Below are 15,479 nucleotides of genomic sequence, written 5' to 3'. Positions count from 1 at the left end.
GAAGAACACAAAGCATTTATCGTATCCACGTCAATTTCAGCTTACCTCGGGTAGGGGTACACGAGGTTTTCTTTATCGCTACACCGACAGTTACTGCTCTCCCGACCAGTCGTCCTCGAACAACTGGTAAGCGCTGGCGAGGTTGAAGAGGAGTCTGCGCTCCGACGCCCCGGCGTCGAGCGCGCGTGCGGTGGCGTGAACCACTTGCGAGTACTGTATCGTCTCCTCGTCCACCGTCGAGTGGTCGTCGCCGAACTCGCCCCCTGAAAACGACGCTCGAACCGCCGCCCGCTGCTGTCGTTCGACGAGTTCGAACAACCGCCAGTAGTCCACACCGGCGCGCCGCGCGTCCACCATCGCCGCGACCACTCGGCGTTCGAACCGTCGTTCCGGCGATTCGGTCGCTTCCTCGTCCAATCCGAGCGCGGCCAGTATCTCGTCCGCCTCCTCGTCACCCATGTCCGAAGTCTGTGAACTCTAGCGCTTTACTATTACGGATAGTGAAGTCTAGAATCTGTCAGTAATCGGCGTCGAACGACAACCGACGGAGAAACGTCCGCAGTTCCACGTATGCGGCCTCGTACTCGTCACGGAGCACGCAGTGTCCGGCGTCGTGGACGTGAACTAGTCGTCCGTCCGTCAGTTCGTCGGCGAGGTCGAGGTCGGCCGCCCGCGTCTCCGGGTCGGCGTCGGCTTTCAGGACGAGCGTCGGACACTCGATATCCGGGAACGCGTCCGCCAACGGGGGATAGCCTTCACGGGCAATCTCCGCGATTTGCGGGCGACACTCGGCGTTCGCCACCGCGAGGCGTCGGGCCAGCGCCGGTTCTCGGTCGTCGTGGTCGGCCACGAGTGCTTCGAGCGACCGGTTCGACCACTCGCGGACGTTTTCGCGGACCATCCGCGCCCGCTCGTCGGGTCCGGTATCGGGAGGGCCGTGCACGCCAGCAGGGTCTTCGAGGACGACGGCACGCGGGAGGTCGGGATGGGTCGCGGCCGTCCACGCCGCCGTCGAACCGCCCATCGAGTGGCCCACCAGAATCGGGTCGTCGAGCGAGAGCGCCCCCACGAGTCCCACGAGGTCGGCGACTCGGTCCTCGATGCCGTACCCCGACTCCGGTGCGTCCGACCGCCCGTGCCCGCGGGCATCGTACATCACGAGTTCGTACTCGTCGGCGAGGTCCGCGGCCAACCGCTCCCAGCAGCGACCGTTGCTGTAAAAGCCGTGTGCCAGAACCAGCGTCGGCCCGTCGCCGGTGCGGTAGTACCGTAGCTCGACGCCGTTCACGCGGGCGGTGTTCGTCGTCCAGCCGTCGGGAAGGTTCATACTGAGACGGCCGTAGCGAGCGTAAAAAACACGTCGGAGGGGAGCGAGAGCGGGGTCGGCGGAATCGGGGGAAATCGAGCGAGGTAACGGTGGTCGAAATGATGTCAGTCGAGGTCCTGAAACGCGCCGACGAAATCGTCGTGGTTCTGTAAGTTCTCGCGCGAGTCGTCGGCGACCTCGCGGAGGCGTTCGACATCCCGCTTGAGTTCCTGATACCGCTCGTTGTCGCGCAGATTCGCTTCGTCCTTTTCGGTTTCGAGGACGGCGAGTTTGGAGGCGAGCGAGAAATATTCCTGCATCTGGGAGTCGTATTCGACCCGCGACAACATCCCGCTCACAGTCGTATAGAGGTCGTCTTTCGAAACCGGTTTGACGAGGTAGTCGTCGAATCCCATGTCGATGATGTCGAAGTCGGGCTTGACGGCCGTCACCATCACCACACGGGAGTGGAGGTCGCGGCTTCGAAGTTCCGCGAGCACTTCGTCCCCGGAGAGGCCGGGCATCCGACGGTCGAGGAGAACGACATCGACCTCATCGTCGAGCATGTCCAGCGCTTCACGGCCCTCGTATGCGCGTCGGACGTCGTAGGAATCTTCTAACCACGTCGCATACAAGTCCGTAACGTCTGCCTCGTCATCGACGACGAGAATCGTTGGTTCGTCAACAGCCATAATTGGTTCCAGAGGTCCCGTTTATCCATCGACCGCGGTTTGTTACTGAACCATTCGCTAAAGCATCTTTATATCTTGTGGTTACGAAATCCGTGAATGGCGAAAGACAGGTCCATACTCGGTTCTTCTATCAGTTCGACAGTACCGAAATAAATAACACAGATGACATCCAATGAGAAACTGGTATGTCGAAAACCAGTGGTCGTTTTTGCCGGACACTCCGGCAGTAACACAACCCCCCAAGAACGATTCGAGCGACTTATCGAACTGCCACCCAGTGCAAAACTCGTCTACCGGGTTCTCACGGAGGATGCACCGATGACCCAGCAGCAGGTGCGCACCGACGCCCTGCTACCGGCCCGCACGACGCGAGACGCATTGATGAAACTGAAAGACGAAAATCTCGTCGAGGAACGACTCTATCTTCCCGACGCGCGAAAGCGGCTCTACGCGCCGCTCGAAGTCGAACGCCCGGACGACGAGACGGAGTAGCCGACTCCGCGTTTCATTCGACGGGTCGGTTTCTATCGCATGTGCGGTATATCGCAAGGAATCACGAAACCGCCGACCCATTCATACATGTCCGTCACGTTTCTTCGACGGAAGGTATGACGAGAGACAAGCACGGTCGGTGGCGTCCGCGGCGGCCACGAATCGACCCGGCGGACTCTCGACGAGGAATAACGGAGCGCGAGCTGTTCGATCAGCTACGCGCCGAAATAGAGTCGCTCCGTCGCCGCCTCGCGGAAGCCGAGGAGCGGGTCGAAGTCCTCGAAGCCGAGCGTAACCGACGGGAACGCGTCGTCAGGGCGTGTACCATGTGCGGCCGTGTCTGCACGCGTCCGGGACCCGGTGCTCACTGTCCGTACTGCAAGAACGGTCAGTTGGAGCGGATATGAGGGGACGGTAGAATCGGAGATGCGGCGAACGGAAGATAGTCGGGACAGGGGGAACGGTCGGATCAGGGGGAGAGCCGCCGCGGAGACGGGAGTTCTATAGTTCGCCGATTCGAACCGCCCGTCGATGGAACCGGAGACCCGCGAGGAACTGCTTTCCGCGGCCGAACGCTACGCGGAGACGGTTCCGATAGCGGTTGACCTCGACGCCGTAGAGTGGGAGTGCTCGGACCGGGCGGTGCGCCGTGCGGGTGCCTGTCTGTACGACCGGCGGGCGGCACGGGTGACGATTCGCTTGACGTGGGACGCCTATCGCTCGTTCGGATGGGACGAGTTCACGGGAACGATTCGACACGAACTGGTACACGCGTGGGAGTTTCAGCGGTTCGGCGAATCGGGTCACGGCCCGCGATTCGCCGAGAAAGCGAGGGAACTCGACGCGCCGCGCCACTGTCGGTCGTTCGCGGACGCACGACTTCGACTCGTCTGTTCGTCCTGTGACTGGGACGCGCGTCGCTTCCGCGCGTCGAAGGCAGTTAAACGACCCGAGCGGCGGCGGTGTGGGAACTGCGGCGCGCGCTATCGAGTCGAGCACGTCGAAAGCGGACGGCGCTGGCGAACGCACGCCGGGTATCTGGTCGCGCGGAGAAAGTTGGGGAACGATTGGTGAAACGGGCGGTAAAGACGGTCGCTCAGTCGGAAATCGTCTCGATAAACGAGAGCAGTTCGGCGAGGGGTTCCGCGTTGGCTTCCGGATAGAGGGACCCGCTGGGGCCGTCAGGGGCGGAGAGAACGTCGGCGTCGTCCAGGACGGAGACGTGTTGCTGATAGAACGTCGTGTAGACGGTGGTCCGTTGGTTCGTGGTCCAGTCGGGACCGAACTCCCGGGACGTCACCTCGTCGACGAGCGTTCGCATCGGAATCACGTCCTCGACGTCTGCCATAATGGTAATCGCGTGACGGCGGCGCTCGACGCGACACAAGTTGAACAGTTCGTCTCGGGACAAGTGTATCGGCGAAGAGACGGGGTGACGGCCGAACAATCGTCCGAACATACGTACGACCGTCATCGAAGCATCAACTTACCAGTTGCGATTGTGAAGAAACGAAGACAGGTAACTATTCCGTTACGACAGTGACCGCGCCGTCGAAATCGAGGATGACCGACTGCGTTCGGTCGCCGAACAGGGCTTTCCCGGTGGGAGAGCGCTTTCGGCCCGCGAGGAACACGTGGTCGCAGTCGAGTTCGGTGGCGGCGTCGAGAATCTGATCGCGCTCGTCCCCGATGCGCCCGATGGCCTCGTATTCGACGTCGATACCGTCGAGGACTTCGCGCCCGATGTCTTGGGCGAACTGTCGGGCACCTTCGAGCGCCTGCCCGGCGGTGTAGGACGTTTCGAGATTCGGAATGCCTTCCAACGACGTGCGCGTCTCCTCGTACTCCTCGTTGGTCGTGACGTGGAGCAAGACGAGTTCCGCCCCGACGCCCGCTGCCAATTCGCCCGCTTCCCGAACTAATTCTTTTGCCGATTCGGATGCCTCGACGACCGCGAGTGCTCGTTTCACACCAGATATTGCCAGAGTCGAAGGATAAATAAATTAGCTTTCGTTCGCGCCGAGTTTCCCCGCTCGCGCGAGGGACAAGCGGTATCATTTCGTTACGTGGTTAGAATACGAACCGATTTATGCCTCCGCGGAGTTGGATGGAACGAGAACACGAATGTCCGAGTCCGTCGAGAAGAACGTCTGTCCAGTCGTCAAATCCATCGAGCAGATAGGGTCGCAGTGGCGGTTGGTCGTCCTCCACGATTTACACGATGGCGAGAAGCGATTCAACGAACTCAAGCGCTCCACGGGAGCGAGTTCGCGGACCCTCTCGCGCGTGCTGGACGACCTCGGTGAGATGGGATTCGTCAGTCGCCGTACCGAGGAGGACGCGCCGATAGCGACGTACTACAGCCTGAACGAGAAGGGTCGCTCGCTCTGTCCCATCTTCGAGGAACTCGAACTGTGGGCCGACGAGTGGCTCTGAGAACGTCTTCCCGCTGAAACGCGTCCTCGTATCGGCGGGAAAAAGCGCGCCCGCACTGTACGATTTCGAACGTCGAGACGCATCGCGGTTCATCGAACGCCTTCCGGTTCGTCCCGCAAACGACAACTATTCGGCGCGTCCGTCCCGACATTCGACTATGACGACTGGCGTCGTGGTACTCAACTTCGGAGAGCCGGACGAACCGACGCGAGAGAGCGTCCTCGATTATCTCGAGCGCATTTTCATGAATAACGCCGACCTCGAAGGTGACACCACCGAAGAGGAAGCGCGACAGCGCTCCCGGCAACTGGCCGAACGACGCGCGCCCGGTCTCATCGAAGAGTACGAGGAGATCGGCGGGTCGCCGCTCGACCCGCAAGCGAAAGCGCAGGCCGACGCGCTGGAAGACGAACTCGACGCGCGGGGGTTCGACGCGACGACCTACACTGGCTTCCAATTCACCGAACCGTTCATCGCCGACGCCGTGGAGAAGGCTCACGAGGACGGCGTGGACGAACTCATCGGCCTGCCCGTCTACCCGCTCTGCGGTGCCTCGACCACCGTCGCCTCCCTCGAAGAACTCACGGAGGCGGTGGACGACCGCGACTGGGACGTCCCGGTCCACGAAATCACCGGCTGGCACAAACACCCGACGTACAACCGGATTCGCGCGGAGAACATCCGAGCGTTCGCGGACGAGGAGGGCATCGACGTGACCGACGACGACACCGAACTCCTCTTTTCGGCTCACGGGACGCCGAGTCACTATCTGGACGAAGGGAGTCGCTACGACGTCTACGTCGAGGAGTTCTGTGACGTGATGGCGAGCGAACTCGGCGCCGAGTCGTACTCGCTCGGCTTCCAGAACCACGGCAACCGGAAGATTCCGTGGACCGAACCCGACGTCGAGGAGGTCGTCGCCGACATCGACGCCGAGCGCGTCGTCGTCGAACCTATCAGCTTCATGCACGAACAGAGCGAGACGCTCTCGGAGTTGGACGACGAACTCCGCGAGGAGGCCGAGGAAGTCGGACTCGACTTCTACCGGGTTCCCGTCCCGCACGACGACGAGCGATTCGCGGGCGTCCTCGCCGACCTCGTGGAGCCGTTCGTCGCCGACTTCGACCCTTCCTACTACCAGTTCCGCCAGTGCCAGTGTAAGGACACGCCCGGCACGATGTGCCTCAACGCCCCGTTCAGCCGATGACGGTCGGAATCATCGGCGCGGGCATCACGGGGCTGGCGCTCGCCCACCACCTCGACGGGACGGAAACCGAGTACGTCGTCCTCGAAGCCGACGACCAACCCGGCGGCGTGATTCGGAGCGGGCGCGTCGATGGCTACCTGCTGGAGTGGGGCCCACAGCGACTCCGACGGACGGGACCGGTGGACGAACTCGTCACCGACCTCGGGCTGGACGGCGAGGTCATCGAAGCCGGGGACACGAAATTGTTCGTCTACGCGGACGGCGACCTCCGGCGCGCACCGTTCACCATCGAGGAGTTCGGCCACACCGACCTGCTCTCGTGGCGCGGCAAGCTCGACGTGCTGAAAGAACCCCAGACCGCCCCCGCGGACCCCGAGGAGACCGCCGCGGAGATGTTCACCCGGAAGTTCGGCGAGGAGGCGTACGAGAACCTCATCGGCCCGCTGTTCGGCGGGACGTACGGATCGCTTCCCGAGTACATGCCGGTCAAACACTCGCTCTCCGGCGTGTTGCGGATGGAAGAGAAGTACGGCGACCTGCTGACCCCCGTCCTGAAACGCGCCATGGCGGGGGGCAGTTCGGCTCCCCCCATGTCCTTCGAGGAGGGCGTCCAACAGCTTCCGACGGCCCTGTACGAGGCCCACCGCGAGAACGTGCATCTGGGAACCCCCGTCACCGGAATTCGGGAGGACGGTGCGGGATACGTCCTCGAAACGGACGACGAATCGTTCGAGGTCGATGACGTGGTTGTCACGACGCCCGCCGAAGTGAGCGCCGACCTGCTGGCCCCGCTCACCGAGAGCGCGGACGCGCTCCGGCGGCTGAACTACAACCCGCTCGCGTTCGTCCACCTCCGCGCCGATTCCGACCGGGACGGCTTCGGCTATCAGGTCCGCCACGACGAGGACCTCGACACGCTCGGCGTCTCGTGGAACGCGAGCATGTTCGGCCGGACCGGACGGTCGGACGACGGCGCGGACGAGGCAGGAGGGGTCTACACCGTCTTCCTCGGCGGGATGAAAAAGCCCGAACTGCTCGAAGAGAGCGACGAAACGCTCGGCGACATCGCCGCGACGGAGTTTGCCGCGGTGATGGGAACCGAGGCCGAGGTGGTGAGCGTCAACAAACTCGACCGAGGATTCCCCGCCTACGACGCATCGTGGGACGCGCTGGAGGAGTTCGAGGCCCCGGACGGCATCCACCTCGCCACGAACTACACCGCGCGGATGGGCGTCCCGAGCCGGATTCGGGAGGCGAAGGCGCTGGCGGAGCGGTTCGCGGAGTAACTACTGGATGTCGGCGTTTTCGAACCGCCAGTAGCCCAAAGCGAGCGGGACGACTCCCCAGAGGAGCAGGACGACGAGGAACAGCCACAGGGAGAGATACGCCGGGGGTTGACCGCCCGAGGCGATTCGGAGGGACGGGAGCAAGGACAGACGAAGCAATCCCTCGTACGCGCCGGACGGACTCAGCCACTGTACGAGATACGCCCACGCCGGAATCGGGTAGGTCATCGTCGAAGAACCCGTTTTGAAGTACGCGACGATATTGACCAGCACACCCCAAAACAACTGGAAGAGGGCGAACGCGCCGACCGCGAGGATTCCGGCGCGGCGGTTCGATTTCGCCAGTCCCGACAGTCCGACGCCGATTGCAACGTACACGGCACCGAGGAGGACCGTCGCCGCCGTGAACAGCGCGTACGGTCCGAGCGAAAAGCGGCCGAACTGCGAGACGATGAAGACGATGGCGAGGAGGAAACTCGCCAACGAAGGGACGAGAGCGACACCGCAGCGAGAGAGGAACTTGCCGCCGAACACGTCCCGTCGAGAGTGTGGCAAGCCGAGCAGCAGTTTTAGCGACCCCGACTCGCGTTCACCGGCGACCGCGCTGTACCCGACGAACAGTCCGATGAGCGGAACGAGCACCTGTGCCGCGGAGTAGACGTACTCCACCACATCAACCGCACTTCCAGTGCTGTAGGAGTGAATCGTATAGAAGTACGACCACAGGACAACGAGCAGGGAGAGGACGACCGAAACGGCCCAGAACGACTTCTTCCGAGCAAAATCGAAAAAATCCTTTCGGGCGACCAATCGGAGGGACATAAATCCGAACTGACGCTATTTTGCTATAAAGATGCCTATCGTTCGATTTCCTTCGCCGCGTCCACGAACGCCGTCGCGTTCTCGACGGGCGTCGTTCGGTCGATGCCGTGGCCGAGATTGAGGATATGGCCGGAATCGCCCGCCTTCTCGATGACCTCGTGGGTCTTCTCCTTGACGAACTCGGGACTCCCGAGCAGGTAGGAGGGGTCGAGGTTGCCCTGCACCGGTGTGTCGCCCAGCTGCTCGCGGGCGTCGGCCATGTCCACCGTCCAGTCGAGGCCGACGACATCCGCGCCCGATTCGGCGAGCAGGTCGAGTTTGCCGCCGGGGTGGCGCGCGAAGACGATGGAGGGGACGTCGATTGCGTCGAAGATGCGCTGGTGGAGCGGCAGGACGAACTCCCGGTAGTCGTCCGGCGTCAACACGCCCGCCCACGTGTCGAACACCTGCACCACGTCCGCACCCTGCTCGACTTGGTACCGGACGTACTCCTCCACCACGTCGGTGAACATCGAGAGGAGGTCGCGGAACGCCTCGGGATGATTGGTTCGGAACCGCCGAATCGGTTTTCTGGACGTGGGTTCGTCGCCGACGACGTAGGAGGCGAGGGTGTACGGACCGCCGGAGAAGCCGATGATGCTCGTCTCGTCGCCGATACTCGACTGCAATCGGGCCAATAGGTCGCCCACGTAGTCGATTTCCGTGGCGACGTCGGCGAACTCGGTGGGCACGTCGCCCGGGTCGGTGACGGGATTGGAGACGACGGGGCCGACGCCGCTCTCGATGCGGTAGTCGAAACCGAGGGGTTCGAGGACGGTGAGGATGTCCGAGAACATGACGAGACCGTCCGGTTCGAACAGCTCCCACGGGAGCAGGGTTATCCGCTCGGCCACCTCGGGATTCTTGATGGCCTCCTTGAACGTGTACTGTTCGCGGATGTCGCGGTACTCAGGGATGTATCGTCCGGCCTGTCGCATCAACCAAACCGGTGGGCGTTCGGTCCGTTCGCCGCGTGCCGCCCGAACCAACAGGTCGCTCATGTGCCGAGATTGGCCGGATAGCGTCTAAGCGTTTCGACTCGTCCTATTTCGAGCGGCGGAAAAAGCGAGAGCGTTTCAGGCCGAGGCGTCGTACCCGGCGTCCTCGACGGCGGCGACGATATCGGCGTCGTTCGCGTCGCCTTCGACGGTCGCCGTTCCCGCCTCGTGGTCCGCGCTAGCGTCCGAGACGCCCGAAACGTCTTCGAGCGCTTCGACGACGTTCTGCTCACAGCCACCGCAACTCATTCCGTCCACATCGATGGTTCGAACCATACTCACGGTTACTCACCCGTTGCTTTTTGCGATTTCGGAAAAATATCCAAAGCCGTTCCGTCGAATCCGAACGGGGGAAAGGAGGCGTGAAAAGAGGACTCGTGAGGGTGACGTGGCGCGGAAGCGGAAGTCGTCGAAGGGAGAGAGGAGTTCGAGGATAATTCGTTTTTTAAACAAGCGGAATTTTGTATTTCACCGAATATACACAGGAAGTCAGCGGCAGAGAAGCGAGATAACGAAAACTGTTTTTATTCTATAACGCTAACTGAGTTGTAATGCGACAACTCGACGACACTGACCGGGAGATAATCCGGTTGCTTGTAGAGGACGCACGCCGCCCCTACAACGAAATCGCGGAAACGGTCGGCCTCTCGCCGCCGACGGTCTCCGACCGCGTGGAACGGTTACGAGAAATCGGTATCATCCGCCGGTTCACCGCGGATTTGGACCAAGGAATTCTCATCGACGGCCTCTCGTTGCTCGTCACGGTCAACGCCAAACCGGGACACGTGGACGCCATCAAGGGCTCGCTCGGTTCGTTCGACGGCGTGGAACACGTCTTCGTCACCGCCGACGCGCACATCGTCTGCAAGGCGAACTTACACGAACACGCGGTCGAGGCGCTGCTCTCCGACGCCATCGAGGAGGACGCCGTACGCGATTACGACGTCCAGTTGCTCGTTGACGAGGAGTGGAACCCGCAACCGGGAACCATCGAGTTCGCCCCGGATTGCGTCGAGTGTGGCAACACCGTCACGAACGAGGGGGAATCGACGCGCATCGACGGCGAACTGTACCACTTCTGTTGTTCGTCGTGCAAAGGGCAGTTCGCCGAGCGATACGAACGACTACAGGAAGGTGCCGCCGACTGACACGGGAGTTACATAAATCCGTTTCAGGGAAGGGTTTTGGTGCCATGTACCAAACGACGAGACATGGCAACCGAACAATCGTTCGTCCGGGTCGCCGACGCGGACGACCTCCGGGAAGATAACCCGCAAATCGTCCAGGCGGACGGCCACTCCATCGGACTCTTTTTCCACGAAGGAGAGGTTCACGCCGTCGATAACCGGTGCCCGCACATGGGGTTCCCGCTCACGAAGGGGTCGGTCGACGACGGCATCCTCACCTGTCACTGGCACCACGCGCGGTTCGAACTGTCCTGCGGGGACACGTTCGACCCGTTCGCCGACGACGTGCGGACCTATCCCGTCGAGGTCCGGGACGGGGACGTATACATCCAACCGAATCCACCGCGGGACGAACCGCCCGAAGAACATTGGCGGAATCGACTCGAACACGGCCTTCGAGAGAACATCAGCCTCGTCGTCGCCAAATCGGTCATCGGGTTGGAGTCCGAGGAGGTTCCGTCCACCGTCCCGGTGGAACTCGGGACGGAGTTCGGAACGCACTACCGCCAAGCCGGGTGGGGTCGGGGACTGACGACGCTGGGCGTGATGACGAACCTCCTTCCCGCGCTCCGCCCGGAGGACCGCCGCCGGGCGCTCTACGTCGGATTGACGGAGGTGGCGGACAACTGTTCCGGCGAACCGCCGTTCTTCGTGCAGGAGGCGCTTTCGACGGACGACGTGTCGGCCGAACGGCTCACGGAGTGGTTCCGCGACAACATCGAAGTTCGGGACTCGGACGGCGCGGAGCGCGTCCTTCGAGCGGGAATCACGGCGGACCTCGACGAGTCCGACATCGCGGGGATGCTCGTCGCCGCCGCGACGGACCACTTGTACCTCGATACCGGCCACCGGTTGGACTTCATCAACAAGGCGTTCGAGACGCTCGACCACATCGGGTGGGAGCGCGCGGACGACGTGCTCCCCAGCCTCGTCCCCGGATTGGCGTCGGCCAACCGCGCGGAGGAGAACTCCTCGTGGCGACAGCCCATCGACGTGGCGCAACTGTGTTTCGACGCCGCCGAGGAACTGCCGGACCTGCTCGAAGCGGGCGGGGGCAAGACGTGGAAGGAACCCGACGACTTCGTGGACGTGCTCCTCGGCGAGGACCCGCACGCCATCGTGGACGCGGTGACGGACGCCATCGAAAACGGCGCGACGGCGACCGAACTCGCCCGCGTCGTGACGTTCGCCGCGGCGCGACGGGTCGCCCACTTCGGCACGTCGAACGAGTTCCGCGACTGGAACACGGTCCATCACACGTACACCTACGCGAACGCGGTGAACGGGCTCTCCCGGCGGACTGACGCACCGGAGGTGTACCGCGGCGTCTTCGATGCCGCGATGAACGTCTACCTCGACCGATTCCTCAACACGCCGCCGACGCCGATTCCAGACCCGGACGAGGACCGTGACCCCGACGCCGCGCTCGACGAGCTGATGGAGACCTTCGAGGTGGAAGCCGACGAAGAGGTGGACCTCGCCGGGGAATCGACCGCGGACTACCTCGCCGCCGGAGGCGACGCGGACCGACTGAAGCGAAAACTCGGGGAGGCGTTGGTGCGCGAGGACGTCGGCTTCCACACCCGACAGAACGTCGAAGTGGCCTTCGGGCAGTACGACGCGCTCGCGGCCGAAGGAACCGAAGAGAGCGAACGAAGGGCGCGGATTCACCTCATCGCCACCGCGCGCTACCTCTCGGCCCACACGCCGACGCGGCGAGCGGGCGAGCAGACGTTCCGAATCGCGGAACGGCTCAACCGCGGCGAGAACATCCACGAGATGGACTGAGCGCCGTCTCCCGTCGTCGGAATCGAGACGGTCCGATTTTCGAATAACTGGCTCCGACAGCGGCGTCCGCGGCCGTTTTCGTCGTTCGAGCCGGTGATCTCTATCGCCCTAATACAAACAAATTTGTTTTACTGCAATTGAATTGGGCAAAGTTTATGGGTGCCCGTCGGGACACCACATATAGCGGTTGGAGCAGGGTACGCCCCACATGTGGGCTTACAAGACTGGAGGTACAAGGAGTGACAACTATGGACTGCCCGGACTGCGGGAACGAGCGGACGCGAGTCATCGACACCACGAGTGCCGACGGAACATCGGTACGGCGGCGGCGCGAGTGCCAACGCTGCTCGTTTCGATTTACCACGTACGAGCGTCCGGAGTGGGACTCCCTCCAGGTGAAAAAGCGCGATGGGAACATCGAGTCGTTCAGCCGCGAGAAGCTCCGCGCGGGTATCGAACGAGCCGTGGAGAAGCGCCACGTGAGCGAGGCGGACGTGACGGCCTTGGTGGAAGCGGTCGAGTCCGAGTTGGGAAACCGAGAAACTCGAATCGTCTCGTCCAGCCTCGTCGGCGACCTCGTTTCCGAACGCCTCCGCGAACTCGACCAGGTCGCGTACATCCGGTTCGTTTCGGTGTACAAGGCCTTTTCCGAACCCGAGGAATTCCTCCGCGAACTCGACGCCGTTCTCGACGCGGAACTCGACGACGACCCGCCGCATCCAACCGATGATACCGATAATCCATGAGTCAACGAACACCGACGACGACCATCGACGTACGGTCCATCCTCGACCGAGCACGAACAGGCTACGAAACCGCACTCCCCGAGGACGAGTGTGAAACCCTCGCCAGCGAAATCGAACGCACCCTCTACGACGGCGCGTCCACAGACGAAGTGTATCAGGCCGTTACCCAAGCGCTTTCGGCGCGCGTCGAGCGCGAACCGGCGTTCAAACGAATCGCGGCCGCGGCCTTCCGACAGGGGTACTACCACGAAGTCATCGGCGAGAACCTCCGGGGTTACGAACTGGACCGCGAGTACCGCGCGACCTTCATCGAGAACCTCGAACGCGCGGTCGAAATCGGACGCCTCGACGAGCGACTACCCGAGCGATTCGACCTCGACGACCTCGCGTCCTATCTCGAACCGGACCGCGACGAGCGCTTCGAGTACATGGCGATGGAGACGCTGGCCCAGCGCTACTTCCTCAAAACCGAGGAGAATGGCGAGCGACTCGAACTCCCGCAAGCGTTCTGGATGCGGGTCGCCATGGGCCTCGCCGTCGAAGAGGACGACCCGCAACGCCGGGCCAAGGAGTTCTACGACGTCCTCTCGAAGCTGGAGTTCACCCCTTCGACGCCGACGCTGTTCCACAGCGGCTCGACCCACCCGCAGCTCTCCTCGTGCTATCTGACGACCGTCTCGGACGACCTCGAACACATCTTCGATTCGTACAACCACCACGCCCACCTCTCGAAGTGGAGCGGCGGCCTCGGCAACGACTGGACCAACCTCCGGGCGAGCGGCGCGCTCATCGAATCGACCGGCGTCGAATCGACCGGCGTCGTGCCGTTCCTCCGCATCAGCAACGACGTGACGGCGGCCATCAACCGCTCCGGGAAGCGACGCGGCGCGGCCTGTGCCTACCTCGCCTGCTGGCACCTCGACTTCCCGGCGTTCATCGACCTGAAGCGCAACACCGGCGACGAGCGGCGGCGCACGCCGGACATGAACACGGCCGCGTGGATTCCGGACCTGTTCATGAAGCGGGTCGAAGCGGGCGAGGAGTGGACGCTGTTCAGCCCCGACGAGGTGCCCGACCTCCACGACCTGTCCGGCGAGGCGTTCGCCGAGAAGTATCGGGAGTACGAGAAGCAGGCGGAGGCGGGCGAGTTCAGGCAGTACGAGCGCGTCGATGCCGAAGAACTGTGGCGAAAGACGCTCACGCGACTGTTCGAGACGGGCCACCCGTGGCTGACGTTCAAGGACCCGTGTAACGTCCGCTCGCCGCAGGACCACGCCGGGACGGTCCACTCCTCGAACCTCTGTACCGAAATCACGCTGAACACGAGCGAGGACGAACACGCCGTCTGCAACCTCGGCAGCGTGAACTTTGCGACGCACGTTTCGGGCGGCGAACTGAATCGCGACCACCTCGCCGAGACCATCGAAACCGCGATGCGGATGCTGGACAACGTGGTTGACCTCTGCTTTTACCCGACGGACGAGGCCGAACACTCGAACATGCAGCATCGGCCGGTGGGGCTCGGCACGATGGGATTCCACGACGCGCTGATGGAACTGGGAATCCCCATGGACTCCGAGGACGCGATCGAGAAAGCGAACCGCTGGCAGGAGTTCGTCTCCTACCACGCCATTCACAACTCCTCGAAGCTCGCGGCGGAGCGCGGGACCTACCCGTCCTACGAGGGGTCGAAGTGGGACCGCGGGATGCTCCCGCAGGATACCGTAGATACGCTCGAAGCCGAACGGGGCCGCGAAATTCCGACCGAACGCGAGGAGACGCTCGACTGGTACGTCGTCCGCGAACACGTCGAGGAACACGGCATGCGGAACTCGAACACGATGGCCATCGCGCCGACGGCGACCGTCTCGACCATCAACGGAACCACGCCCTCCATCGAACCGATGTACTCGAACCTCTACGTGAAATCGAACATGTCCGGGGAGTTCACCGTCGTCAACGACCACCTCGTGGACGACTTGAAAGCCCTCGAACTGTGGGACGAGGAGATGGTGGACCGCATCAAGTACCACGACGGGACGATTCAGGAAATCGACGCCGTACCGGACGACCTGAAGGAACTGTACCGGGGTGCGTTCGAAATCGACCCGCGCCACCAACTCCGCCTGACCGCGCACCGACAGACGTGGATAGACCAGTCCGTCTCGCACAACGTCTTTTTCCCCTCGACCGACGGCACGCTGCTCGACGACGTGTACAAGACGGCGTGGCGGTTGGGACTGAAGACGACCTACTACCTCCGCACACTCGGCGCGTCGGGAATCGAGAAATCGACGCTCGACATGGCCGAATACGGAAAGAGCCAGCACCGGGACGGATTCGGAACCGACCCCGACGGTGACGGGAGCGGGGATGACGACAGTAGAGACGGCGGGGACGCCGACGACGGAGACGGCGAAACCGATCTCTGTACCGTCGAGGACCCCACCTGCGACGCCTGCCAGTGACACGACCGACGC

Annotated in this window: 18 protein-coding genes; 9 read left to right on the top strand and 9 right to left on the bottom strand. The window is 62.8% G+C overall.

Going from position 1 to position 15,479, the window contains the following annotated elements; all coding sequences use genetic code 11:
- Positions 1-90: 90 nt before the first annotated feature.
- The 3 genes from OPC11_RS19345 to OPC11_RS19335 all read right to left on the bottom strand — a co-directional run bounded on the left by OPC11_RS19345 (position 91) and on the right by OPC11_RS19335 (position 1,998).
- The gene (locus OPC11_RS19345) at positions 91-459 is read right to left on the bottom strand and encodes a hypothetical protein (protein ID WP_264783018.1); all 369 of its coding nucleotides are present in this window, start codon (positions 457-459) and stop codon (positions 91-93) included.
- Positions 460-517: 58 nt separating this feature from the next.
- Complete coding sequence (locus OPC11_RS19340; protein WP_264783017.1) at positions 518-1,327, bottom strand: alpha/beta hydrolase; 810 nt, start codon at positions 1,325-1,327, stop codon at positions 518-520.
- A gap of 104 nt (positions 1,328-1,431) precedes the next feature.
- Positions 1,432-1,998: a HalX domain-containing protein gene (locus tag OPC11_RS19335; RefSeq protein ID WP_007977132.1), complete on the bottom strand. Its 567-nt coding sequence runs from the start codon at positions 1,996-1,998 to the stop codon at positions 1,432-1,434.
- 318 nt (positions 1,999-2,316) lie between these two features.
- Here OPC11_RS19335 and OPC11_RS19330 point away from each other — a divergent pair, with 318 nt between their 5' ends.
- Entirely contained in the window at positions 2,317-2,490 is a 174-nt protein-coding gene (locus tag OPC11_RS19330) for a hypothetical protein (RefSeq protein WP_232423872.1), read from the top strand.
- A gap of 215 nt (positions 2,491-2,705) precedes the next feature.
- Here OPC11_RS19330 and OPC11_RS19325 read toward each other — a convergent pair whose 3' ends face one another.
- Positions 2,706-2,858: a hypothetical protein gene (locus OPC11_RS19325; protein ID WP_007977128.1), complete on the bottom strand. Its 153-nt coding sequence runs from the start codon at positions 2,856-2,858 to the stop codon at positions 2,706-2,708.
- A gap of 163 nt (positions 2,859-3,021) precedes the next feature.
- Between OPC11_RS19325 and OPC11_RS19320 the strand changes: the two genes are divergently transcribed.
- On the top strand, positions 3,022-3,564 hold the full coding sequence (locus OPC11_RS19320; RefSeq protein ID WP_007977126.1) for a SprT-like domain-containing protein: 543 nt from the start codon (positions 3,022-3,024) through the stop codon (positions 3,562-3,564).
- Positions 3,565-3,586: 22 nt separating this feature from the next.
- On the opposite strand, the gene OPC11_RS19315 is transcribed toward OPC11_RS19320, so the two are convergent.
- Together OPC11_RS19315 and OPC11_RS19310 are read right to left on the bottom strand one after the other, a co-directional pair.
- Positions 3,587-3,838 (bottom strand): hypothetical protein, encoded by a 252-nt coding sequence (locus tag OPC11_RS19315; protein ID WP_264783016.1) that lies wholly within the window; start codon positions 3,836-3,838, stop codon positions 3,587-3,589.
- A 175-nt stretch (positions 3,839-4,013) separates the two neighbouring features.
- A complete protein-coding gene (locus OPC11_RS19310; protein WP_007977122.1) occupies positions 4,014-4,460 on the bottom strand; it encodes a universal stress protein in 447 nt (148 codons plus the stop codon).
- A gap of 154 nt (positions 4,461-4,614) precedes the next feature.
- Between OPC11_RS19310 and OPC11_RS19305 the strand changes: the two genes are divergently transcribed.
- From OPC11_RS19305 to hemG, 3 genes are all read left to right on the top strand, one after another.
- Positions 4,615-4,926 carry a helix-turn-helix domain-containing protein gene (locus tag OPC11_RS19305; RefSeq protein WP_007977121.1) on the top strand — a complete coding sequence of 104 codons (312 nt, stop codon included), beginning with the start codon at positions 4,615-4,617 and terminating at the stop codon, positions 4,924-4,926.
- 157 nt (positions 4,927-5,083) lie between these two features.
- Positions 5,084-6,133 carry a ferrochelatase gene (hemH, locus tag OPC11_RS19300; protein WP_264783015.1) on the top strand — a complete coding sequence of 350 codons (1,050 nt, stop codon included), beginning with the start codon at positions 5,084-5,086 and terminating at the stop codon, positions 6,131-6,133.
- Positions 6,130-7,419: a protoporphyrinogen oxidase gene (hemG, locus tag OPC11_RS19295; RefSeq protein ID WP_264783014.1), complete on the top strand. Its 1,290-nt coding sequence runs from the start codon at positions 6,130-6,132 to the stop codon at positions 7,417-7,419. The genes hemH and hemG overlap by 4 nt, the downstream gene beginning before the upstream one ends.
- On the opposite strand, the gene OPC11_RS19290 is transcribed toward hemG, so the two are convergent.
- The 3 genes from OPC11_RS19290 to OPC11_RS19280 form a co-directional block, all read right to left on the bottom strand.
- Positions 7,420-8,241 (bottom strand): ABC transporter permease, encoded by an 822-nt coding sequence (locus OPC11_RS19290; RefSeq protein WP_264783013.1) that lies wholly within the window; start codon positions 8,239-8,241, stop codon positions 7,420-7,422.
- 35 nt (positions 8,242-8,276) lie between these two features.
- The gene (gene hemE / locus OPC11_RS19285; RefSeq protein WP_007977117.1) at positions 8,277-9,281 is read right to left on the bottom strand and encodes a uroporphyrinogen decarboxylase; all 1,005 of its coding nucleotides are present in this window, start codon (positions 9,279-9,281) and stop codon (positions 8,277-8,279) included.
- A 75-nt stretch (positions 9,282-9,356) separates the two neighbouring features.
- Complete coding sequence (locus OPC11_RS19280) at positions 9,357-9,554, bottom strand: heavy metal-associated domain-containing protein (protein ID WP_007977116.1); 198 nt, start codon at positions 9,552-9,554, stop codon at positions 9,357-9,359.
- A 275-nt stretch (positions 9,555-9,829) separates the two neighbouring features.
- Here OPC11_RS19280 and OPC11_RS19275 point away from each other — a divergent pair, with 275 nt between their 5' ends.
- From OPC11_RS19275 to OPC11_RS19260, 4 genes are all read left to right on the top strand, one after another.
- The gene (locus OPC11_RS19275) at positions 9,830-10,426 is read left to right on the top strand and encodes an AsnC family transcriptional regulator (protein WP_007977115.1); all 597 of its coding nucleotides are present in this window, start codon (positions 9,830-9,832) and stop codon (positions 10,424-10,426) included.
- Positions 10,427-10,489: 63 nt separating this feature from the next.
- Positions 10,490-12,253, top strand: coding sequence for a Rieske (2Fe-2S) protein (locus OPC11_RS19270; RefSeq protein WP_264783012.1), 1,764 nt, complete (start codon positions 10,490-10,492; stop codon positions 12,251-12,253).
- A gap of 248 nt (positions 12,254-12,501) precedes the next feature.
- Positions 12,502-12,999, top strand: coding sequence for a transcriptional regulator NrdR (gene nrdR, locus OPC11_RS19265; protein ID WP_007977107.1), 498 nt, complete (start codon positions 12,502-12,504; stop codon positions 12,997-12,999).
- On the top strand, positions 12,996-15,467 hold the full coding sequence (locus tag OPC11_RS19260; protein ID WP_264783011.1) for a ribonucleoside-diphosphate reductase subunit alpha: 2,472 nt from the start codon (positions 12,996-12,998) through the stop codon (positions 15,465-15,467). The genes nrdR and OPC11_RS19260 overlap by 4 nt, the downstream gene beginning before the upstream one ends.
- Positions 15,468-15,479 lie beyond the last annotated feature (12 nt).

It is taken from the genome of Haladaptatus sp. T7, assembly GCF_026008575.1.
In the GTDB taxonomy this organism is placed as follows: Archaea; Halobacteriota; Halobacteria; order Halobacteriales; family Haladaptataceae; genus Haladaptatus; species Haladaptatus paucihalophilus.
The sequence above is the reverse complement of the archived record's forward strand: the minus strand, read 5'-3'. Positions and strand labels throughout refer to the sequence as shown.

Excerpts from the sequence above, each read along its gene's own strand:
- OPC11_RS19345 (WP_264783018.1), bottom strand. The coding sequence starts at position 459 with ATGGGTGACGAGGAGGCGGACGAGATACTGGCCGCGCTCGGATTGGAC.
- OPC11_RS19340 (WP_264783017.1), bottom strand. The coding sequence starts at position 1,327 with ATGAACCTTCCCGACGGCTGGACGACGAACACCGCCCGCGTGAACGGC.
- OPC11_RS19335 (WP_007977132.1), bottom strand. The coding sequence starts at position 1,998 with ATGGCTGTTGACGAACCAACGATTCTCGTCGTCGATGACGAGGCAGAC.
- OPC11_RS19330 (WP_232423872.1), top strand. The coding sequence starts at position 2,317 with ATGACCCAGCAGCAGGTGCGCACCGACGCCCTGCTACCGGCCCGCACG.
- OPC11_RS19320 (WP_007977126.1), top strand. The coding sequence starts at position 3,022 with ATGGAACCGGAGACCCGCGAGGAACTGCTTTCCGCGGCCGAACGCTAC.
- OPC11_RS19315 (WP_264783016.1), bottom strand. The coding sequence starts at position 3,838 with ATGGCAGACGTCGAGGACGTGATTCCGATGCGAACGCTCGTCGACGAG.
- OPC11_RS19305 (WP_007977121.1), top strand. The coding sequence starts at position 4,615 with ATGTCCGAGTCCGTCGAGAAGAACGTCTGTCCAGTCGTCAAATCCATC.
- hemH (WP_264783015.1), top strand. The coding sequence starts at position 5,084 with ATGACGACTGGCGTCGTGGTACTCAACTTCGGAGAGCCGGACGAACCG.
- hemG (WP_264783014.1), top strand. The coding sequence starts at position 6,130 with ATGACGGTCGGAATCATCGGCGCGGGCATCACGGGGCTGGCGCTCGCC.
- OPC11_RS19290 (WP_264783013.1), bottom strand. The coding sequence starts at position 8,241 with ATGTCCCTCCGATTGGTCGCCCGAAAGGATTTTTTCGATTTTGCTCGG.
- hemE (WP_007977117.1), bottom strand. The coding sequence starts at position 9,281 with ATGAGCGACCTGTTGGTTCGGGCGGCACGCGGCGAACGGACCGAACGC.
- OPC11_RS19280 (WP_007977116.1), bottom strand. The coding sequence starts at position 9,554 with ATGGTTCGAACCATCGATGTGGACGGAATGAGTTGCGGTGGCTGTGAG.
- OPC11_RS19275 (WP_007977115.1), top strand. The coding sequence starts at position 9,830 with ATGCGACAACTCGACGACACTGACCGGGAGATAATCCGGTTGCTTGTA.
- OPC11_RS19270 (WP_264783012.1), top strand. The coding sequence starts at position 10,490 with ATGGCAACCGAACAATCGTTCGTCCGGGTCGCCGACGCGGACGACCTC.
- nrdR (WP_007977107.1), top strand. The coding sequence starts at position 12,502 with ATGGACTGCCCGGACTGCGGGAACGAGCGGACGCGAGTCATCGACACC.
- OPC11_RS19260 (WP_264783011.1), top strand. The coding sequence starts at position 12,996 with ATGAGTCAACGAACACCGACGACGACCATCGACGTACGGTCCATCCTC.